Source organism: Agrobacterium sp. MCAB5, assembly GCF_052114365.1.
Classification (GTDB): Bacteria; Pseudomonadota; Alphaproteobacteria; order Rhizobiales; family Rhizobiaceae; genus Agrobacterium; species Agrobacterium tumefaciens.
The window spans coordinates 640,526-659,547 of sequence record NZ_JBFREP010000001.1 but is presented as its reverse complement, the minus strand read 5'-3'; the positions used below and the strand labels follow the sequence as shown (position 1 = coordinate 659,547).

General features: G+C 60.1%; 19 protein-coding genes. 8 read left to right on the top strand and 11 right to left on the bottom strand.

What is annotated here, in order from left to right:
• Position 1 precedes the first annotated feature (1 nt).
• Entirely contained in the window at positions 2 to 355 is a 354-nt protein-coding gene (locus tag AB4Z23_RS03180) for a putative quinol monooxygenase (RefSeq protein WP_421477901.1), read from the top strand.
• On the opposite strand, the gene AB4Z23_RS03175 is transcribed toward AB4Z23_RS03180, so the two are convergent.
• On the bottom strand, positions 336 to 1,298 hold the full coding sequence (locus AB4Z23_RS03175) for a nucleoside recognition domain-containing protein (protein ID WP_421477900.1): 963 nt from the start codon (positions 1,296 to 1,298) through the stop codon (positions 336 to 338). The two genes, AB4Z23_RS03180 and AB4Z23_RS03175, sit on opposite strands and share 20 nt — an antisense overlap.
• Before the next feature lie 119 nt (positions 1,299 to 1,417).
• Between AB4Z23_RS03175 and AB4Z23_RS03170 the strand changes: the two genes are divergently transcribed.
• Positions 1,418 to 1,873, top strand: a complete 456-nt coding sequence (locus tag AB4Z23_RS03170) for an Lrp/AsnC family transcriptional regulator (protein WP_080800555.1) — start codon at positions 1,418 to 1,420, stop codon at positions 1,871 to 1,873.
• Positions 1,874 to 1,935: 62 nt separating this feature from the next.
• On the opposite strand, the gene AB4Z23_RS03165 is transcribed toward AB4Z23_RS03170, so the two are convergent.
• Together AB4Z23_RS03165 and AB4Z23_RS03160 are read right to left on the bottom strand one after the other, a co-directional pair.
• Positions 1,936 to 2,319 carry an ACT domain-containing protein gene (locus AB4Z23_RS03165; RefSeq protein WP_421477899.1) on the bottom strand — a complete coding sequence of 128 codons (384 nt, stop codon included), beginning with the start codon at positions 2,317 to 2,319 and terminating at the stop codon, positions 1,936 to 1,938.
• A 126-nt stretch (positions 2,320 to 2,445) separates the two neighbouring features.
• Entirely contained in the window at positions 2,446 to 4,467 is a 2,022-nt protein-coding gene (locus tag AB4Z23_RS03160; RefSeq protein ID WP_141193575.1) for a methyl-accepting chemotaxis protein, read from the bottom strand.
• Between the two features lie 276 nt (positions 4,468 to 4,743).
• Between AB4Z23_RS03160 and AB4Z23_RS03155 the strand changes: the two genes are divergently transcribed.
• A complete protein-coding gene (locus tag AB4Z23_RS03155; protein ID WP_038490049.1) occupies positions 4,744 to 5,496 on the top strand; it encodes a TlyA family RNA methyltransferase in 753 nt (250 codons plus the stop codon).
• Positions 5,493 to 6,743, top strand: a complete 1,251-nt coding sequence (locus tag AB4Z23_RS03150) for a class I SAM-dependent RNA methyltransferase (RefSeq protein WP_141193574.1) — start codon at positions 5,493 to 5,495, stop codon at positions 6,741 to 6,743. Before AB4Z23_RS03155 ends, AB4Z23_RS03150 begins: the two co-directional genes overlap by 4 nt.
• Here the strand turns inward: AB4Z23_RS03150 and AB4Z23_RS03145 are convergent, their stop codons facing one another.
• The 3 genes from AB4Z23_RS03145 to AB4Z23_RS03135 all read right to left on the bottom strand — a co-directional run bounded on the left by AB4Z23_RS03145 (position 6,744) and on the right by AB4Z23_RS03135 (position 9,702).
• Positions 6,744 to 7,058 carry a hypothetical protein gene (locus AB4Z23_RS03145; RefSeq protein ID WP_421416249.1) on the bottom strand — a complete coding sequence of 105 codons (315 nt, stop codon included), beginning with the start codon at positions 7,056 to 7,058 and terminating at the stop codon, positions 6,744 to 6,746.
• A gap of 90 nt (positions 7,059 to 7,148) precedes the next feature.
• Positions 7,149 to 7,907, bottom strand: coding sequence for a crotonase/enoyl-CoA hydratase family protein (locus AB4Z23_RS03140; RefSeq protein ID WP_003511725.1), 759 nt, complete (start codon positions 7,905 to 7,907; stop codon positions 7,149 to 7,151).
• Between the two features lie 10 nt (positions 7,908 to 7,917).
• A complete protein-coding gene (locus tag AB4Z23_RS03135) occupies positions 7,918 to 9,702 on the bottom strand; it encodes an acyl-CoA dehydrogenase (protein WP_421477898.1) in 1,785 nt (594 codons plus the stop codon).
• 223 nt (positions 9,703 to 9,925) lie between these two features.
• On the opposite strand from AB4Z23_RS03135, the gene AB4Z23_RS03130 reads away from it, so the two are divergent.
• Positions 9,926 to 10,921, top strand: coding sequence for a transporter (locus tag AB4Z23_RS03130; protein ID WP_421416241.1), 996 nt, complete (start codon positions 9,926 to 9,928; stop codon positions 10,919 to 10,921).
• 103 nt (positions 10,922 to 11,024) lie between these two features.
• Here AB4Z23_RS03130 and AB4Z23_RS03125 read toward each other — a convergent pair whose 3' ends face one another.
• The 4 genes from AB4Z23_RS03125 to AB4Z23_RS03110 form a co-directional block, all read right to left on the bottom strand.
• The gene (locus AB4Z23_RS03125) at positions 11,025 to 11,549 is read right to left on the bottom strand and encodes a BA14K family protein (protein WP_003511720.1); all 525 of its coding nucleotides are present in this window, start codon (positions 11,547 to 11,549) and stop codon (positions 11,025 to 11,027) included.
• A 224-nt stretch (positions 11,550 to 11,773) separates the two neighbouring features.
• A complete protein-coding gene (locus tag AB4Z23_RS03120) occupies positions 11,774 to 12,238 on the bottom strand; it encodes a BA14K family protein (RefSeq protein ID WP_003511718.1) in 465 nt (154 codons plus the stop codon).
• 181 nt (positions 12,239 to 12,419) lie between these two features.
• The gene (locus AB4Z23_RS03115; protein WP_013635587.1) at positions 12,420 to 13,502 is read right to left on the bottom strand and encodes a hybrid-cluster NAD(P)-dependent oxidoreductase; all 1,083 of its coding nucleotides are present in this window, start codon (positions 13,500 to 13,502) and stop codon (positions 12,420 to 12,422) included.
• Positions 13,503 to 13,509: 7 nt separating this feature from the next.
• Positions 13,510 to 14,754, bottom strand: a complete 1,245-nt coding sequence (locus AB4Z23_RS03110) for an aromatic ring-hydroxylating oxygenase subunit alpha (RefSeq protein WP_003511714.1) — start codon at positions 14,752 to 14,754, stop codon at positions 13,510 to 13,512.
• Positions 14,755 to 15,086: 332 nt separating this feature from the next.
• On the opposite strand from AB4Z23_RS03110, the gene AB4Z23_RS03105 reads away from it, so the two are divergent.
• The 3 genes from AB4Z23_RS03105 to AB4Z23_RS03095 all read left to right on the top strand — a co-directional run bounded on the left by AB4Z23_RS03105 (position 15,087) and on the right by AB4Z23_RS03095 (position 18,220).
• Entirely contained in the window at positions 15,087 to 15,695 is a 609-nt protein-coding gene (locus tag AB4Z23_RS03105; RefSeq protein WP_013635584.1) for a DUF6656 family protein, read from the top strand.
• Between the two features lie 65 nt (positions 15,696 to 15,760).
• Positions 15,761 to 16,738, top strand: a complete 978-nt coding sequence (locus AB4Z23_RS03100; protein WP_111783291.1) for an L-threonylcarbamoyladenylate synthase — start codon at positions 15,761 to 15,763, stop codon at positions 16,736 to 16,738.
• Positions 16,739 to 16,786: 48 nt separating this feature from the next.
• Positions 16,787 to 18,220 (top strand): FAD-binding oxidoreductase, encoded by a 1,434-nt coding sequence (locus AB4Z23_RS03095; protein ID WP_003511708.1) that lies wholly within the window; start codon positions 16,787 to 16,789, stop codon positions 18,218 to 18,220.
• 27 nt (positions 18,221 to 18,247) lie between these two features.
• On the opposite strand, the gene AB4Z23_RS03090 is transcribed toward AB4Z23_RS03095, so the two are convergent.
• A complete protein-coding gene (locus tag AB4Z23_RS03090; protein WP_003511706.1) occupies positions 18,248 to 18,766 on the bottom strand; it encodes a hypothetical protein in 519 nt (172 codons plus the stop codon).
• Between the last annotated feature and the right edge of the window lie 256 nt (positions 18,767 to 19,022).

Sequence of the window (19,022 nt, the reverse complement as noted above, 5' to 3'; positions counted from 1 at the left end):
CATGCACACCACCTATCTCATCGGCTTCAAGGTCCGTGCCGATCAGCGCGAACGTTTTCTAGGATTGCTGAATGATCTGCTCGACGCCATGCGACACGAGAACACCTTTGTGAACGCAACCCTGCATCGGGACGGCGAAAACGAAAACCACTTCCTGTTGCATGAGACCTGGAGCGATCATCAGGATGTCCTAGACGTTCAGGTTCATCGTCCCTATCGGCAGGCTTGGCACGATGCCTTGCCCGAGCTTCTAGATGCCCCGCGCGATATCTCCGTCTGGCACCCCATGCGGGTTGATCATGCCGGCCCCGCGGCGAAACCTGGCGTGTCTTCGTCTATGTACCCTGTGGCCTGAACATCCGCGCGAAGAACACTTCGTCGGACAGGCGATGCAGCAAGGCTGCGATAGCGGCGGTTGCTACAATGGCGAAAACGAGCCGCCCGACCAGAACGCCGTAGACATCTGCACCCAGCGACATCACGACAATGGTGTCCTCAATGACGCTATGCGCAAACCCCATGAACACGCATGACAGAAAGACCTGACGCGGCGATATCGCTCCCGACTGCGCCTCGCGGATCAGAAGACCGGCGCCATAGGAGATACCGAGGAACAATCCGATGGCGGTGAGATGTTCGGCCTCGCCGCGAATGCCGGCAAGACGCAGCACGGGCGAAAGCGCTTTCATCATCAAGGCCAGGACGCCGGTCAGCCTGAGGATTTCAAGGCCAAAGGACAGGACCAGAAGGATGACGAGCATCGAAAGCATGGTTTCGCCAAGGCCCCAAAGATAGTCCGCCCAGTCGGGTGTGGCGCCCATGGCAGTCCAGACCGGGTTCACCGGGGCCGACAGCCACCCTGTCACCTCCAGAAAATGGTGCAGGAGAAAGGCATAGAGCAATCCGCCCCCGATACGCAGCAGCGTCGTTGCGATCACGCCGGGACCGGCCTTTTCAATGATCTTCTGCTCAATGGGCAGCCCATGCGCGAACAGGATGAGGGCCGAGAAAACCGTGACATCCGCCACGCTGAGCGAGGATACCGGAACCAGCGTGAAGACCAGCGGCACAGCGCCCCATATTCCCACCAGCATTCCCGTCAACCAGGCCAGCCCCAGCTCCGGCGGAAGCCCGATCAGGTTCATGACCGGCGCAAAGACCGGGGCCACGGCCTCGATCGCGCCCATCCTCGACAACAGTTCGGTGAGGATCGCAATCGGAACGGTGATCCGGACGAGCACCCAATAGATTTCAAGCGTTTCCCGCGTTTTACGCCAGACCGGCATCAGCAATGGCATCTGAGACTCCTTAAAGATTGTCTCAATCCACTAGCTCGAGCCGGTTCGCATTTGTGGTCAAAGATTGCAGCTTTGTGCAATTTTATTGCAAGTTGACCATTAGAGATTATGCTGCGGCAATGGACCGTATCGACCGCAAACTTTTAAACCTCATGCAGCGCGATGCATCGGGTACCAATGTGGACATGGCCGAGGAGGTGGGGCTATCGCCCTCCAGCTGCCTGCGCCGTCTGCAGCGGCTGCGCAAATCGGGCGTGATCGACCGCATTGTCGCGATCCTCAATCCCGCCAGAGCCGGACGGGCAATCAAGGCGCTGGTGACGGTGGAACTGAAATTGCACGGCGAGCAGCATATGCGCCGTTTTCTCGACCTGGCGAGCGCCGAGGACGCGGTTTCACACGCCTATTCCGTTACCGGAGCCACCGATGTCGTCCTGATGCTGCGCTTGCGCGACATGGAGGAGTTCGACGCGCTATGTGACAGGCTGTTCCGCGACCAGAACAATGTCGCACGCTTCTTCACCATGGTCGTCATACGAACGGCGAAAGAGGAAACAGCCATTCGGCTCGATTGAATTCTTCCATTTCACTCGTCAAAACGCTCCTCCTTGGAGAAGTCGTCGTGGCAAATGGGTCTCTAGATGAGGGTGTGCCCTGCATTTTTCAGCAGAACGAAAGCTTTTTCCAGATCGTTCGATTTCACAAGCAGGTGGTCGCCATCGAAAGTCGAAACCACGAATATACCGATCTCATTGGTCGAGAGCGGGTCGATAACGGACAAGACGATGCCCGTTTCATCGAAGGCAAATGGCCCCTGTAGCTTTAGACAGGACCAACCCGTATCAGATCTGACATGCCCAGGTATACGATCTTCCCGGCAGACGATGGAAAGCTCATCATCAGTCCGGGTGATACTGACGAAGCCACCGCCATCGGCCCAGGCCGGAATGGCTTCAGATGCTTCAAGTCGGGCCACCCCATATGCACCATCCAGAACTTTCAACTTGATGCTAGGTGCCATCTCGAAATAACCTTTGTTGGGAAACTGCGACAGAACGCGTGGTTGAGTGCTCGCGCCGTAAATCTAGCAACAAAAAGGGAGCTTCACAGCCCCCTGATTCACGCTTGATGATCGTGACCGTCAGGATCAGAACTCCGTCCAGTCCTGATCCTTTGCAGCCGGCGCTTCCGCTTTGCCGCCAAAGGCGCGGGCGAGGCTTTGGCCAAGGGCGCGGGCGGGTGAAGCGACCGGCCTTGCGGTTGTGGAGGCAGGCTTCACTGCGGCTTTTCTGACTGGTGCGGCGGGTGCGGACTGGTAGACAGGCTTCACCGAGGACTGGCGAGGAGCAGAATATCCGCCGGCGCCGGCAACGGCACCGCGAACGCCGCCCACCTTGAACTGGCCGAGCAGGCTATTGAGCGCTTCCGCTTCACGGGCGAGCGAATGGCTGGCAGCGGTCTGCTGCTCAACCATTGCGGCATTCTGCTGCGTGCCCTGATCCATGGTGTTCACGGCCGTGTTGATTTCCTGCAGACCAGTCGCCTGTTCGCGGGCAGCGACGACGATGGCGCTGACATGGGCGTTGATCTCCTCGACTTCTGCCACGATGAGTTCGAGCGCCTTGCCGGTCTCGTCGACGAGGTTGACGCCGTTTTCCACCTGCTGGCTGGAAGCGCCGATCAGCGTCTTGATTTCCTTTGCGGCATTGGCGGAACGCTGGGCGAGTTCACGCACTTCCTGCGCGACGACGGCAAAGCCCTTGCCCGCATCACCCGCACGGGCGGCTTCGACGCCTGCGTTCAGCGCAAGCAGGTTGGTCTGGAAAGCGATATCGTCGATGACGCCGATGATGTTCCCGATTTCGCCCGATGATTTTTCGATCTCGCGCATGGCGGCAACCGCCTTGCGGACCACGACGCCGGATTTTTCCGCTCCGCTGCGGGCACGCTGAACCAGATTGCCAGCGTCCTCAGCACCCCTTGCGCTGTCACGCACCGTGGTGGTGACTTCTTCCAGTGCTGCGGCGGTTTCCTCGATGGAAGCGGCCTGCTGTTCGGTGCGGCGCGACAGGTCGTCGGCAGCAGAGAGCATTTCCGAAGCCCCGGCATTGATTGCAGCGGCATTCTCGCCAACTGCGCGCATGGCCTGCTGCAGCTTTTCGACAGCGCTGTTGAAGTCGATACGGATGGGGTCGATGTAGGAGGCGAACGGCGTTTCGATACGGTAGGCGAGATCGCCTTCCGCCAGAGCCGCAAGACCCTTGCCAAGCTCATCACGCGCAAGGGCGTTGGCGGCTTCGTCCTGGGCCTTCTCTTCCTCGTTGCGGCGGCGCTCGGCCTCGGTTGCGGAGCGCATGCGCTCGGTTTCGCCGGCAAGGCGGGATTTTTCCAGCCCGGCTTCCTTGAAGACGAGAACGGCTTTCGCCATTTTGCCGACTTCATCCTTGCGGTCGAGAGCCGGAACTTCCGTGGTCATATCGCCGTCGGCAAGCCTGCTCATAGCCGCCGTCATACCGACGATCGGCGTGACGATGGAGCGCGACAGGGCCCAGATGAGGGCCACGGCCAGAAGACCGGCAACCGCGCCGCCACCCAGAAGTGCGAGCTTGAGGTTGAGTGCGGCAGCATCCTGCTGTGCGGCGTAGCTTGCCGACAAGCCGTTCAGCTGGTCCTTGATCTTGGCGGCGGAGGCGCGGAAACCGTCGAGCTGACCCTTGGCCTGATTGCGACCGATCTCGATGATTTCGGAAATCGGTGCTTCGGTCGTCTTGCGGGCGGCAAGCTGCGGTTCCGCCAGTTCCTTGAAGAACACGGTGGCGGATGCCTGCATGTCATCGATGGATTTCAGAATGTCCGGCTGGCCGGCGGCAAGCGCACGGGCTTCACCAAGCTTCTTCAGCATCAGATCGCGCTGGGCGAAAACATCGTTGTAGGTGCTGTCGCTGCGAAACAGCAGAAAGCCGCGCTGGTTGACGGCCTGTTCCAGCATTGCGGCCGTCGCACCGTCAACCGCATGCAGGATTTTGTTGGCCTTGTTGTTCTGGACCGTGACGTGCTCGCTCCCCAGCGTCTGCCAGAAGACCACCGCCGAGGCGAGCAGGCAAACGCCCATCAAGACGCAGAAGGTGACAATGAGCTTAATGTTGATGGGGAAATTTTTTAGCGACATCGCAAACTCTCTCGGCGACCTGATGCCACGGAGCAAGCGTCTGCGCTGCAACGGTCGCAATTTTGGAAATGGGAGGAGATGCCGTCATGGCAGGTTCCGACTGGCCGCACGGGCCTTGCAGACAAAGTGCAATACAAGCCTTTATATTGGATTAATCGCATATGCTGTTAAAGACCACGAAACGACCCTGCGCTGCGGCAAATGGTGCCGTTGCGAAGCCTTGCGCGCGATAAATCGCTTGCATCTGCGGGGTTTGGCGGTCATTGACACGGGACCATGTCCAAAACACCTGAAAATGAACGGCTTGACCAGCTTCTTGTTTCGCTCGGCCACTTTGCCAGCCGCTCGCGTGCGCGCGATGCGATTGCGCGCGGCACCGTGAGCGTCAACGGGAAAACGGCCACAAAGCCCAGCCAAACCGTTGCCGGAAACGTCAAGATCGCCATTACCGATCCGGCGCAGGCCTATGTTTCCCGCGCCGCCCTCAAGCTCACCGCCGCGCTCGATCACTTCGGGCTCGATCCGAAGGGCCATGAATGCCTCGACGTCGGCGCCTCCACCGGCGGCTTCACCGAGGTATTGCTTCATCGCGGCGCAAAACACGTCACCTCCATCGATGTCGGCCACGGGCAGATGCATCCACGGATCGAGAACGATCCGCGCGTGACCAATCTGGAAGGGCTGAATGCGCGCTTCCTGACAACCGACGACATTGATGACCGGTCCGTGGACTTCATCGTCTCCGACGTGTCCTTCATTTCCATAAAGCTCGCCCTTGCCCCGGCACTCGCACTTGCAGCCTCCGGCGCGCACGCGGTTCTGCTGGTCAAGCCGCAATTCGAGGCAGGCCGTGATGCCATCAGCAAGGCCGGGCTGTTGAAAGAGCCGGAAACGGCGCCTGCCGTTGCTGCCGAACTGGAACGCTGGCTCGTTGAAGACATGGGCTGGAAGAGCCTCGGTCTCATCCCCTCGCCGATTTCCGGCGGCGATGGCAATATCGAATTTCTTCTCGGAGGCGAAAAGCCATGAGCACGCAGACCGTCAGCATCAAGAGCCTTGGCGCCCAGGGCGACGGCATTGCGCACTGTCCCGACGGCCCGGTCTATGTGCCCTTCGCCCTACCCGGCGAAACGGTGGCGATCGCCAAGGTCAAGGATACCGGCTCCATCATCTCGATTGCGGAAGCCTCCGCGGATCGCCGCGAACCCGTGTGCCGCCACTTCGGCCCCGAGGGCGTTAACGGCACCTGCGGCGGCTGTTCGCTGCAGCATTTTGCCGACCAGCCCTACCACGCCTTCAAGCGGGAGCTGGTGGTTTCGGCGCTGAGATCGAAAGGCCTGACGCCGCCAGTAGACGATCTCGTCATCTGTCGCCCCGGCGAGCGCCGCCGCGCGGTGTTTGCCGCCCGCAAGACGGAAAAGGGCCTGCTGCTCGGCTTCAGCCAGGCAAACAGCCATCACATCGTCGCCATTGAGGAATGTCCCGTCACCTCGCCCGGTATCGTCGCGCGGCTGGACGCCGTGCGCGCAATCGGCCTTTCCCTTGCGTCGAATGCAGAACCGTTCCGCATGACCGTTCTTGAAACGCTTTCGGGCCTCGACATTTCCGTCGACGGCATCAAATCCGTTGGCGACAAACAGCGGCGCACATTGACGGAAACGGTGCTGGCAATGCGTGGCATCGCCCGTGTCGCGCTATCTGGCGAAATCCTGATCGAACCGCAAAAGCCGATCATCGAATTCGGCGGCATTCCGGTTTCCCCACCGGCCGGCGGTTTCACGCAGGCAACCAAACAGGCCGAAGACGCCATGGCGGAACTGGTGCTTGCCCATGTTGGCAAATCCAAACGCATCGCCGATCTCTTCTGCGGTTCCGGCACGTTTGCGCTGCGGCTTGCGCGCGTCGGCCGCGTGCATGCGGTTGAGGCAGAGGACAAGCCGCTGAAAGCGCTCGATTTCGCCGCGCGCAACACGCAGGGCCTGAAACCCGTCAGCATCGAAAAGCGTGATCTTTTCCGCCGGCCGTTGATGACGAGCGAAATGAAGAATTACGATGCCGTTGTGTTCGATCCGCCGCGCGCCGGTGCGGAAGTTCAGTGCAAGGAACTTGCGCGCAGCGCGGTGAAGAAAATCGTCGCCGTCAGCTGCAATCCGCTGACGCTTGCGCGCGACCTCGCCATTCTGGTGGAGGGCGGCTATCGCGTCACGCGCGTCACGCCGGTCGACCAGTTCTTGTGGTCGCCGCATGTGGAAGCGGTGGCGACGCTGGAGAAATAATCACCAGGCGGTGTCAACAGTGCCGTTGCCGACCACGCCCGAGCAACGGCAGGCGCCGCCAACGCGGCCTTGCTCGATGGGGCAGATATAGGGCCGGCGCCGATTGGCGCTGTCCGGTGGAGTGATGACGCAAACGAAACGCGCGCGGCGCTGGCGATCGCGGGAATTGCCGGAGTAATAATTCGGGCTGTCCTCTTGCGTGGACTGCGCCAGAATGACGTTATTGCTCGAACCCGGCAAAGGCACGGTCGCCGCCGCCTCTGCGACAGTCGCAGCGGAGAGGAGGACGGTCAGGGCGAAAACAAAGTGACGCATAGCGGGTGGCCTTCGAAGGATGACGTTGCGTTATCTAACCCAAGCCATATTACCGGGTTGCTTAACAGCAAGGAATTCCTGCCGGAACGCTTAACGCCGCATGAATGCCTCGAAAGCGGCCCGCGCCTCGGCACTCTGCAATTGCGCGGTGAAATGGCGGGCTTCCTCATCGATGCGGGCCAGCACATCTGCCGGATTGCCGCGCACGAGATCGCGGGCAATCTTCAGCGCCTGCTGCGGCTTGGCGGCGAGCCGCGTGGCAAGCGCCAGCGTTTCGCTTTCGACATGTTCCGGCGCCACGACTTTCCAGATCATTCCGGCCTGCAAGGCCTGTTCGGCGGTAAAACCTTCGCCCATGGCCAGCAGGGCAAAGGCGCGCTGATGGCCGATGAGCTTTGGCGCAAGCAGGCTGGACGCAGCTTCCGGCACCAGCGCCAGATCCACAAACGGCGTCTTGAACAGGCTGCGGTTGGAGGCAACGGTCAGATCGCAATGCAGGTTCAGCGTCGTGCCGATGCCGATGGCCAACCCATCGACGCCCGAAACCAGCGGCTTTTCGAAGGTTGCCAGCGCCTTCAGAAGATCGAGTACCGCGAGCTTGCCCTTTGCGCCAGACATGGCGAAGGCAAGAAAATCGGCCATGTCATTGCCGGCGGAAAAGCAGCCTTCCGTACCCAGAAACGCGACGACACGGATATCCGGGTCTGCATTGGCGGCCTTCAGAGCCTCTGCCATGCGAAGATACATTGCATCGGTGATGGCGTTTTTCTTTTCCGGCCGGTTGAAGCGGATGGTCAGAACGTCAGGCGCATGACTGACCCGCTCGACTAAAATATGGTCGTCCGACATGGTTTTCTCCTTAACCCAGCACGGCGCGGGCGGCGGCAAGGCTTGCTGCACCGGCAATGACGCGATCCCTCAGCGCTGCCGTTTCCGCCAGCAGGTTTTCCGCCGCAAACCGGCAGAGCGATGCGCGATGCGCTCCCCTGCCGTCATCCACCTGGGCCAGGGCGCCCTTGGCAAGATAGGCTCCGGTGAGCGCCAGCCCGAAGAGGCGCTGATAGGGCGTGGCACCGGCGAGCGCGGTTTCGGTTTCCCCCGCTTTCAGGCGTTCCAGCAACCAGTCGGTCGCCGTTTCGAGATCGGTGAGACTCGTTTCGAGATAACGGGCAGTCTCGCCGAGATCACTGCGGTTCGAGGCAGCAGTTCGGGCGACGATTTCACGCAATTCTGCGATGAAACCGCGCACCTGTGCGCCATCGGAAAGCGGCAGCTTGCGCACCACAAGGTCGATCGCCTGAATGCCGTTGGTGCCTTCGTAGATCGGCGCGATGCGGGCATCGCGCAGGTAACGCGCCGCACCGGTTTCCTCGATGAAACCCATGCCGCCATGCACCTGAATGCCCATGGAAGCGACATCGACACCGGCATCGGTGGAGAAGGACTTGGCGATTGGCGTTAAAAGAGCTGCGCGCTCCTGCCAGTGGGCGCGTTCAGCCACGTCCTCGGCGGCATGCGCCATATCGATGGCGTGGGCGCAGTTGAAGGAGATGGCGCGCGCCCCTTGTGTCAGCGCTTTCATCGTCAACAGCGTACGGGCGATATCGGGATGCTCGATGATAGGGCTCATGCCCGAACCCTGCCAGCCGGGCGCCTTGCCCTGCGTGCGTTCCCTGGCGTATTCGATTGCCTTCTGTGTCGCCGCCTCGCAGATTGCCACGCCCTGCATGCCAACGGCAAGGCGGGCGTTGTTCATCATGGTGAACATGCAGGCGAGACCCTTGTTCTCCTCGCCGATCAGCCAGCCCAAGGCACCCTTCTCTTCGCCAAACTTTCCGTCCCCGAAGATCATCGTGCAGGTGGGCGAGCCGTGAATGCCGAGCTTGTGCTCCAGCGAATGGCAGAAGACGTCGTTGCGACTGCCCGGCGTGCCGTCGTCTTCGGGCAGGAATTTCGGCACGAGGAACAGCGAAATTCCGCGCGTGCCGGCCGGCGCATCCGGCAGGCGGGCGAGAACGAGGTGGATGATATTGTCCGCGGCGTCATGTTCGCCCCAGGTGATGAAAATCTTCTGCCCGAAAATGCGGTAGGTGCCGTCACCATTACGCTCGGCACGGGTTTTCAGCACGCCAAGGTCCGATCCCGCATGCGGTTCGGTGAGGTTCATCGTGCCGGTCCATTCGCCGGAGACGAGTTTGGGAAGATAGATGCGCTTCAGGTCGTTGCTACCGTGGGCAACGAGAGCTTCCACCGCGCCCATGGTGAGCGTCGGCGCAAGCGCGAAAGCCATGGAACCGGAATTCCACATTTCGAGTGCGGCGACGTTCAGCATATGCGGCAGGCTCTGGCCGCCGAATTCTTCCGGTGCGGTGAGGCTGTTCCAGCCGGCCTCAGCCCAGCGCCGGTAAAGATCGGCCCAGCCGTCCGGCGTTGAGACCTTGCCGTCGCTCAGCCGCGCGCCCTGTCGGTCGCCTATATCGGCAAGAGGCGCGACCTGCTCGGTGGCGAAACGGCCGGCCTCCTGTAATATGGCATCGACCACATCTTCACCGAGGTCTCCCAGAGCACCTCTGGACAACGCGTCTTGCAGACCCGCCACATGTTTGAGTGTAAAGGCGATATCATCCACCGGCGCGGTATACATGCTGCCTCCTCCCGAAGCTCTTGCCTATCGTGCTGTTGCTTTCGGGCTAAATGATTTTTACGTAAACGTCAATTTGAAAATTCCCGCCTTTTCAGCGGGATTGTTATAAAACTGTCATATGAATTTGCTCAGCATGCGCTGACAGGTGCCGTGCCACCGCTGCCGTTTCCGTCTTGGGGCGACGGACGCCTCCCCTCCCATTCCGCCGGTCAGGACTGCCACGATGGATCTCATAACGCCCGCTATCCCCGGCCTTGTCTGGGCCTATAAATTCCACCCCGGAACGGCGCCATGCCGGCGGCTTGCGCCCGATGCGGGCTTTGGCGAGATGGCGCAATGCGAGGGCTTCTTCTGGCTGCACCTCAATCTTGCGGATCAGCGGGTGGCGGGCTTTCTCGAAACGATCGATGGTCTCGATCCGGCAGCGCTGGCAAGCCTCACCACCCATGAAACCCATCCGTCCATCACGGTGGATGAAAAGTCACTTTATGGGACGCTGGTCGATTTCCAGCGCGAGTTCGATCAGGAAACGCGTGATTTCGGTTGGCTGCATTTCGCGGTCAGCGACCGTTTCATCATTACCACCCGTCTGCAACCTTTGCGCTCAGTGGACCGGCTGAAAGCGGCAGTCGACAAGAATTCCAACCGCTACCTCACGCCGGCCCATGTCTTCGAAGGCCTCGTCGCGGAATTCCAGCGTTCGCTGATCAGCCTGGTGATGGAAACGACCGAAGAGCTGAACGCCATCGAGGACCTGGTCTATGACAGCGAAAACCGCGACGAGCGGCGGCGGCTTGCGCCGCTCAGGCGCACGGTCGTTCGCCTCCACCGGCATCTGCGCACGGTGCTCACCCTGATGCGGCGGGCGTCTGCGGCCGATGAGGACGAGATGCCTGACGGTTTCGAGGATGTCGCCTCGCGGCTGATGGGCCGCCTCGAGGCCGTGGATCACGATGTCTACGCCCTTCAGGAACGCGCAAGGCTGCTGCACGAGGAAATCGATTCCAAGCTCTCGTCCGAAACCAACCGGCATCTTTATATCCTGTCGCTGATGACGGCATTCCTGCTGCCGCCATCGCTGGTCACCGGCTTCTTCGGCATGAACACGGATGAGTTGCCATTTACGGTCGGCACCGGCGGCACGATGGCGGCCAGCATCTTCATCGTGATTTCGGTTATGCTTGCCTGGTTCGTGCTGAAGCGGGCTCGCATTCTGTGAAAACAAAAAGCCGCCCGCATCCGGGCGGCTCGTAATAACTATCAGGCTGGTCAATCCCTACTCCGTCTTGCCGGATTAAGGCCGGAGTGACGGAGTATTGCTATCAGCTGTAAGGCGAATAGCAGGGCTGGCGTGGGCCATTGTAGGGCTGGAACGTGTTGCTATAGGCATCGTAGGACCGATAACGGCCATAGCACCAGTTCACATGCGCCTGGCTCATGCCGGCACGACGGACCGGACGATATTCGCGGTAGACCGGACGCGGGCGATATTCCGGAACCGGACGGTAGACTTCGCGCGGCTGCGACAGTGCGCCGCCGATGATCGCGCCCGTCGCAAAGGCTGCGAGCGGGAACCAGTAACCGTCGTGGTGACGATAACCCGGGCGGTAGTCGCGATAACCGCGATGGCCGCCGTACCAGCCGCGGCGTTCGCCGCCCCAGCCGCCACGATTGTCACGATCGCGCCAGTATTGCACATTGACGACATTCTTGCCGGCATCGTTACCCAGGGTCTCGACACTCTTCGGCGCCATCAGCAATGGCATTGCCTCAGCGGGAACAATCGCTCCTGCAACCACGATTGCAGAAAGACCGACAGCCAGGATATTCTTCACATAGCTTCTCATCTGACTTCCTCCATTCACGACGGTCGACAGGCCGTTGCACGTGAATAATAACACCTTTTTCTTTTTATCCAGCCAGTTTGTCGGTGCTGGCTGGAACATCACAGGTTGCAGGCTAGGCGCTTTCGCCTGAACCCAGCATTAACGGCGTTGTCACGCTTCGGTTACCGAAACTCGGCACTCGAAAGCAAAAGCCCGGATCGGATCCGGGCTTTCGAAAGGCGTGCTTAACGGCTGTATGGAGATACGCATACACGACGCGGACCGCTGTTCGGCTGGTAGCTGTTATCGTAGGCGCGGTAAGAGCGCCAACGGTTCTGGCACCAGGCAACATGGCTGCCGCCATAGGCCGGTCTCGGCTGCGCCATGGCGCCGCCAATGATTGCGCCAGTGGCGAAGGCCGCCAGAGGGAACCACATTCCGTTGTGATAGCGGTAGCCCGGACGGCGGTCGCGATAGCCGCGATGGCCGTTATAATATCCGTCCCGCGACGGGCGCGGACGATACATGCGGTCGCCGTATCTACGGTCACCTCGGCGGTCCCATTCACGGTACTGTACCGGCACTACATTCTCGGTTGAGATTGCCGGCTTCGCCATTGGAACAGGCGCCTGGAACGCCTGCGACGGCGTGAAGCTTGTCAGGAACAGGACAACCGCCGTAGCGACGCTCGTCGTGCGGAAATTCATCATGATCTTTCCTCCGTTTGCTGTGGCGCGTTGAACCGCGCTTTCTAACTACTCGGTCTTGTCGGAGGTAGGGGCAGCCCCATTGAAACACCCGAAAAGAATTCGATGACGTGCAAACGAGTTTTAAGACCTTTGGTTCCGGTTCAAAAATAGATTCCCGCATAAGACGCAGGATTTCGTGCGCTCAGGCTTCCACCTTCACGTCGGTCAACGGCCGCGAGCAGCAGGCGAGAATATAGCCTTCATCGATTTCGTCATCGAGAATGCCGCCATTGTGGTTCATCTCCACCTCGCCGGAGAGCTTCAGCACCCGGCAGGTGCCGCAAATCCCCGATTCGCAGGCGGCACCGATGCGCACACCGGCGGCGCGCGCCGTCATCAGAACGGTCTGGCCGGGCTGGCACGGCACTTCCTTGCCGGAAAGCGTAAACCCCACCATCGAGAGTGCTTCGCCATCCGCCACGGTGTGAATACTCTCGCCCACAGCAACCGGGGCGGCTGGCGAAAAGCTTTCCTGGTGGTAACGGCTCATGTCGAAGCCGGAAGCATCCAGCATGGAGCGGATGGCGGCCATGAAAGGCTCCGGTCCACAACAGAACACCGTGCGATCCATGAAATCAGGCGACAGAAGCGCAATCTTGGCCTTGTCGACCATGCCCTTCAAGCCGGACCAGAGATCAGTGCGGCCGCAATTTTCCACGATGAAACCGAGCGACAGTTTCGGCATGAAGCGGGCAAGATATTCCAGCTCGTGACGGAACACGATATCGGATGGCGAGCGCGAGCAATTGATGAAGGCGATATCACTCTGCGGCGCGCGGTCGCTCATGTCGCGCACCATCGACATCATCGGCGTCACGCCGGAGCCGGCCGAGATGAACAGGTATTTGTCGCCGGGATGCCGGACATAAGAGAAATCGCCGAGCGGGCCGAGTGCCCGGATTTTCATGCCGGGCTTCAGATTGTCGAACATCCAGCGCGTGCCGATGCTGGTGGCCTGCGCCTTGACCGTGACCGACAGCGCATAGGGCCGCGACGGGCTGGAGGACAATGTGTAGGTGCGGTAGAGCGGCTCCTTGCCTACTGGCAACTCCAGCGTCACGAACTGGCCCGGCAGGTAACGGAACCAGTTCTGATCCTCCGACCGGAACAGGAATGTCATCACGTCAGGCGTCTCGGGCGTCACCGAAATGCATTCCAGCAGGTGGAGCTTGTCGCTCCACGGCTTCATCTCGTCTATGTGCTTGTAGGTCACAGCCATATTCATCTTCGCGTTACGCTACTGCCGAAAGGCGGGCCTTGTCGCCCGACAGCCGGTCAACCATGAAATCGGCATACCAGTTGACGAACTGCATCACGCCGCCCTCGTCTTCCATGGAATAGGGGCCGGGCTGGTAAGCGGGCGAGCGGATGCCGAAGGCGTTTTCCTCAACGATGCGGCGGTCCTGATCGTTGGTTTCGTTCCAGACGTGCGTGAGGTCCTCGAGATCGTAATCCACGCCTTCAACCGCATCCTTGTTCACCAGCCATTTGGTAGTGACCATGGTCTCATTGGCGTTGAGCGGCAGCACGCGGAAGGAAATGGTGTGGTCGCCGAGGAAGTGGTTCCAGGTCGTCGGATAATGGAACAGAAGCAGCGCGCCGATATGGCTGATGCTGACGTCATCGGAAAGCGGCCGGCGCACGGCGCGTTTTCCCGACATGGTGTAGCTTTCCGCCTCGCCGATCAGCGGCATGCGGGCAACACGGAACTGGCCTTTCGGATCGATCTTGAAGCGGCTCGGCAGGCCGGCAGCCTCGCAGCGTGCCCAGTGGCCACCGATCTCGGGATCGCTTGCACCACCGTCCGTACCCGTAACGCTCGGGTTTTCAGGATAGGTGCGGCAGAGTTCCGGATGGTTGGCGGCGCAATGGTAGCACTCGCGGTTGTTTTCCCAGACGAGCTTCCAGTTACCCTTTTCGATGATCGTGCTTTCATGCGCGACCTTGGCTTCCCAGATGCGATGCGGCGCCATGTAGCTTTCGACCTCGGCGCGCATCGGCGCGAAGTCGGCGGGCTGGTCTGCCAGGCAGATGAAGACGTAACCGGCAACGGTTTCGCAGTGGACCGGCTTCAGGCCGAATTCAGCCTTGTCGAAATCATCGCCCATATGGCGGGCAAACAGCAGCTTGCCGTCCAGATCGTAGGTCCACTGGTGATAGGGACAGACGAGGCGTGCGGACTGGCCCTTATGAGAAGAGCATACGCGGGAACCGCGATGGCGACAGGAGTTATGGAGGGCGCGAATCTGTCCATCGCGACCGCGAATGATGACGACGGAATAGGCGCCGACCTGAACGGTGATGTAGTTACCGGCCTTCGGCACTTCGCAATCATGGCCGACAAACAGCCAGTCGCGGTACCAGATGGTTTCCATGTCCAGATTGAAATAATCCGGGTCCGTGTAGAAAGACTGTTCCAGGCTGAAGCCTTCGCGGCGGTTCTTCAGCTGACGCAGTACGGTATCACGCAATTCCATGGCCAAATCCTCGATCAAACCGCCCTGCCCCACACCATTTATCGGACTGCGGAAGTGTGATCCCATCTAAACATCAGCGTTCATTTGCGGTAGCGCAGACAGCGACATCGGCTTCCGCATTGGCGACAAATTGCGACATGCGCCAATGGCCGTTGCACGCCATTCCGCTGCGAAATCCGGCAGCTATTCCCCGCCGGAAACCACGTCGCAATATGACGCATGATGTCGCGCGGCTCCCTCTCTACCCGTTAAAAAACGGGGGTTGTGGCGCAACGGAGTTTTAACATGCCCTAAACTATATTGACTGATCGACAACAACGAGGGCGTTCCGGGTGGAGAAGGCGACACGCATACGTTATTTCGATGCCGGCAAACATTCGGTCACGCCGATACGTTCAAAGACCGCGCATTCGGATTTCCTGCGAACCGGGCGCATCAGCCGCTACGAAGAACGCTGGCTGCCGAGGGAACGCGTCTATTACAGCCATGAAGAAGTGGCGGCAATGACCGGGCGCAAGCTCGAGGCTGCTGCCGATGCCACCCATAGCCGTCTCAATGGCTTTCACCAGTCCATCCGTTTTCCCAAGATGGTTTTCCACCATCTGCTGGATGAGCGGCCGCATCTCGGCTATTGCCATGTCACGGCAGCGAAAACCAGTTTCGACGCCGAGCGCCATGTGCTCTGGTCATTCTATTTCGCGAATTTCTTCGCCGAGTTGAGCGGGGCCGAGAACTTCTTCGAAAACATCGATGCGCGCTATTCGCGGATGTATTTCGCAGTCGCCATCAACGCGCTTCCAAACAAGAACGTCGCCATCGATACCTCCTTCCATCGCGGCGGCCTGCTGTTCCAGACCCACGACCCACGCGTTGCGCTCAAAAACGTGCTTATGCTCGGCGCCCGCTCGGACGAAATGCGCAAGATCATCAAGGCAATATAAAAGCCCACGATAGCGCTTTCCATAAGGCCCTGAAATACGCTATTGACGCCCTGAAAGGCAGCATCATGGCGCGTCATATCGATATCGAAAACGAGCGGGAAACCGCCTTGCAGGCGGCCGTCGAGGAGCTTTCCCGCGGCCAGCCAATCGCCCTGCCCACGGAAACCGTCTACGGCCTTGCTGCGGACGCCACCGATCCGGCGGCCATTACCCGCATTTACGAAACGAAAGGCAGGCCACAGTTCAATCCACTGATCTGCCATATGGCCGATATCGCCATGGCCGAACGTTATGCGGTTTTCGATCCCGTGTCGCGACGCCTCGCCGAAGCCTTCTGGCCCGGCCCGTTGACGCTGGTTCTGCCACTGAAACCGGCAAGCGGCATTCACTCACTCGCAACGGCCGGGCTCGATACCGTCGGCATTCGCGTTCCGCAGGGTTTCGCCGGTGATCTGATCCGCCGGTTCGACAAACCTCTTGCTGCGCCCAGTGCCAATAGTTCCGGCAAGATCAGCCCCACCAGTGCCGCCCATGTCGAGGCTGATCTCGGTAACAGGATCAACCTCATTCTTGATGGCGGTGCTGCCTCCGTCGGTGTCGAATCCACCATCGTCAAAGTGGAAGACGACGGGCGGGTGCGGCTGCTTCGTCCCGGCGGCATCGTCACCGAGGAGATCGAGCGCATCACCGGCACCCAGCTCGAACGGCCGGAAAAGGCATCAGCTGCCATCGAGGCACCCGGAATGCTCGCCTCGCATTATGCGCCCGGTGCAGCTGTTCGCCTCGACGCGACGTCCGTTTCTTCTGACGAGGCACTGATCCGGTTCGGCGGCATCGCGGTTGAGGGACAAGAGACGGCCCGTACCGTTCTCGACCTCAGCCCTTCCGGCGATCTTGCCGAGGCGGCCGCCAATCTGTTCGATTATCTCAAAGCAGCCGATGCGAGCGGTGCCGCGACAATCGCGGTCACAACCATTCCCGCCCACGGTCTTGGAGAGGCGATCAATGACCGCCTTTCCCGCGCCGCCGCGCCGCGAGGCTGACGGTACTTCACCATTTCGCCCACCGTTTCAAATGACAGCGAGACGCCAATGACAATCGCAGCCCCCTCCTCCGACATCCTCGACCGCTTCACTGCCATTGTCGGCGAAAAAAACGCGGTGCGCGACGCTGTGGAAATGGCGCCGCGTCTTGTGGAGAATCGCGGGCTTTACCATGGTGCGTCACCGCTGCTGCTCAAGCCCGGCACTGTCGAGGAGGTTGCAGCCATCCTGAAGCTCGCCAGCGAGACCGGCACGCCCATCGTGCCGCAGACCGGCAATACCGGCCTTGTGGGTGGCCAGACGCCGCGTGCTGACGGAACCGACATCATCCTCTCGCTCGAGCGCATGAACCGTATCCGCGACATCGATCCGGTCGCCAACACCATCGTTGCGGATGCCGGCTGCATTCTAGACGACATCCACAAGGCCGCATCGACCGTGGAGCGGATGTTCCCGCTGTCGCTCGGTTCGCAGGGCTCGTGCCGCATCGGCGGTAATCTGGCCACCAATGCCGGCGGCACGGCAGTTCTCGCTTATGGCAATATGCGCCAGCTTTGCCTGGGGCTTGAAGTGGTGCTGCCGACAGGTGAAATCTGGGACGGGCTTCGCCGGCTTAAAAAGGACAATACGGGTTACGATCTGCGCGATCTCTTCATCGGTTCGGAAGGCACGCTCGGCGTTATCACCGGTGCGGTGCTGAAGCTTTTCCCCGTGCCGCTCGGCCATCAGGTGGGTTTTGCCGGTCTTCGATCCACCGACGATGCGTTGAAGCTGTTCGAAATGGCCTCGAACCTCTGCGGCACGGCGCTGACCGGTTTTGAGCTGATGCCGCGCATCGGCGTGGAATTCACCGCCAAACATATTCCCGGCGTGCGCGATCCGCTACAAACGCCGCATGACTGGTACGCGCTCATCGATATCTCCACCTCCGATTCGGCTGAGACGGCTGAAACAATGATGCAATCGCTGCTGGAGCGCGGTTTTTCGGCTGGGCTGGTCGAGGATGCGGTGATCGCTTCATCGGAAGCGCAGCGTCAGGCGCTCTGGCATATGCGCGAAAGCATGTCCGATGCGCAAAAGCCGGAAGGCGGCTCTATCAAACACGACGTTTCCGTTCCGGTGTCGAAGATACCGGAATTCATGGCAACGGCGGAAAAGGCCGTTCTTGCCGCCATTCCCGGCGCCCGCGTCTGCGCCTTCGGCCATCTGGGCGATGGCAACATCCACTACAATATTTCCCAGCCGGTTGGTGCGGACAAAGCTGAATTCATCGGTCGCTGGCGGGATATGAACGAGATCGTGCACGGCATCGTGCTGTCGCTCGGCGGTTCGATTTCGGCCGAACATGGCATCGGCCAGTTGAAGCGCGACGAGCTGGCCGCTATCAGGCCTGGCATTGAAATGGACCTGATGCGACGCATCAAACACGCCTTTGACCCCGCCGGCATCATGAACCCCGGCAAGGTGATCACCGCCCGCTAGGGATAGCAGCTTCATCATCGTTGCAGGTTAGTTGGAAGTTCTCGCCGTCCAGGCGGGAACCAGTTCCGCATTCAGGCGGCGCGGCTTTTGCGCGTGCACGAGCTGTGTCAGGCCCATGCCGGATTTTGCGATCGCCACCGCATGTTTCTTCGGCATCAGGTAGCCGCATTCCAAGGGAGGACGGCGGCGCACTATCCGGCTGAAAAAGGGCCGCTTGTGATACCGGGAAGGCGAGAAACGCGCGGGCTCGGCACAGACAGCCACATATTCGAGAATCTCTTCGATCCAGCCGCTCTGCGGACGCGCACCCGGTTCGACCAGCAGGATCCAATGCCCGCGCGCCGAGCGCATGACATCCTCAATGTCCCACTGCGCATAAAAACGGCAGCCAGCGGCATCGGCGACGCGCGACGATCCATCGCGCGAACCGTGATCGAGGATCACAACGTCGCTTACCAGCCCTTCCACGGCCCCGGTTACAAGCGCAGACAGCGTATGCGCCAGTTCCGGTTCCTGATCCCGGCATTCCATTATGACTGTCAACATATGCATAGCTCTAACGCATCGCACAATAAATTGCCACTGCACTGAATGTCAGAAAATCCGCGACCGTTCAGGCTTAACTCTAACCCACCTTCAGGTGGGATTGATACAAACAAGACCCCGGCCGCGGGTCTGCCAGCTATCGATTTTGCGTTTTTTGTTCTTGTAATGTTCTCATTTTTACGGTAGGAATTTAATCATTCGAAGAGGCAATGAAACGCCGGTTCGAGTGGAAACGGTTTAGGGCGTTGGCTTGCCT

Coding starts and splice junctions, on each gene's coding strand:
- AB4Z23_RS03140 (WP_003511725.1), bottom strand. CDS start 7,907: ATGTCGGACGACCATATTTTAGTCGAGCGGGTCAGTCATGCGCCTGAC.
- AB4Z23_RS03090 (WP_003511706.1), bottom strand. CDS start 18,766: ATGTTGACAGTCATAATGGAATGCCGGGATCAGGAACCGGAACTGGCG.
- AB4Z23_RS03130 (WP_421416241.1), top strand. CDS start 9,926: ATGGATCTCATAACGCCCGCTATCCCCGGCCTTGTCTGGGCCTATAAA.
- AB4Z23_RS03100 (WP_111783291.1), top strand. CDS start 15,761: ATGGCGCGTCATATCGATATCGAAAACGAGCGGGAAACCGCCTTGCAG.
- AB4Z23_RS03150 (WP_141193574.1), top strand. CDS start 5,493: ATGAGCACGCAGACCGTCAGCATCAAGAGCCTTGGCGCCCAGGGCGAC.
- AB4Z23_RS03155 (WP_038490049.1), top strand. CDS start 4,744: ATGTCCAAAACACCTGAAAATGAACGGCTTGACCAGCTTCTTGTTTCG.
- AB4Z23_RS03110 (WP_003511714.1), bottom strand. CDS start 14,754: ATGGAATTGCGTGATACCGTACTGCGTCAGCTGAAGAACCGCCGCGAA.
- AB4Z23_RS03115 (WP_013635587.1), bottom strand. CDS start 13,502: ATGAATATGGCTGTGACCTACAAGCACATAGACGAGATGAAGCCGTGG.
- AB4Z23_RS03165 (WP_421477899.1), bottom strand. CDS start 2,319: ATGGCACCTAGCATCAAGTTGAAAGTTCTGGATGGTGCATATGGGGTG.
- AB4Z23_RS03160 (WP_141193575.1), bottom strand. CDS start 4,467: ATGTCGCTAAAAAATTTCCCCATCAACATTAAGCTCATTGTCACCTTC.
- AB4Z23_RS03175 (WP_421477900.1), bottom strand. CDS start 1,298: ATGCCATTGCTGATGCCGGTCTGGCGTAAAACGCGGGAAACGCTTGAA.
- AB4Z23_RS03180 (WP_421477901.1), top strand. CDS start 2: ATGCACACCACCTATCTCATCGGCTTCAAGGTCCGTGCCGATCAGCGC.
- AB4Z23_RS03135 (WP_421477898.1), bottom strand. CDS start 9,702: ATGTATACCGCGCCGGTGGATGATATCGCCTTTACACTCAAACATGTG.
- AB4Z23_RS03145 (WP_421416249.1), bottom strand. CDS start 7,058: ATGCGTCACTTTGTTTTCGCCCTGACCGTCCTCCTCTCCGCTGCGACT.
- AB4Z23_RS03095 (WP_003511708.1), top strand. CDS start 16,787: ATGACAATCGCAGCCCCCTCCTCCGACATCCTCGACCGCTTCACTGCC.
- AB4Z23_RS03120 (WP_003511718.1), bottom strand. CDS start 12,238: ATGATGAATTTCCGCACGACGAGCGTCGCTACGGCGGTTGTCCTGTTC.
- AB4Z23_RS03125 (WP_003511720.1), bottom strand. CDS start 11,549: ATGAGAAGCTATGTGAAGAATATCCTGGCTGTCGGTCTTTCTGCAATC.
- AB4Z23_RS03170 (WP_080800555.1), top strand. CDS start 1,418: ATGGACCGTATCGACCGCAAACTTTTAAACCTCATGCAGCGCGATGCA.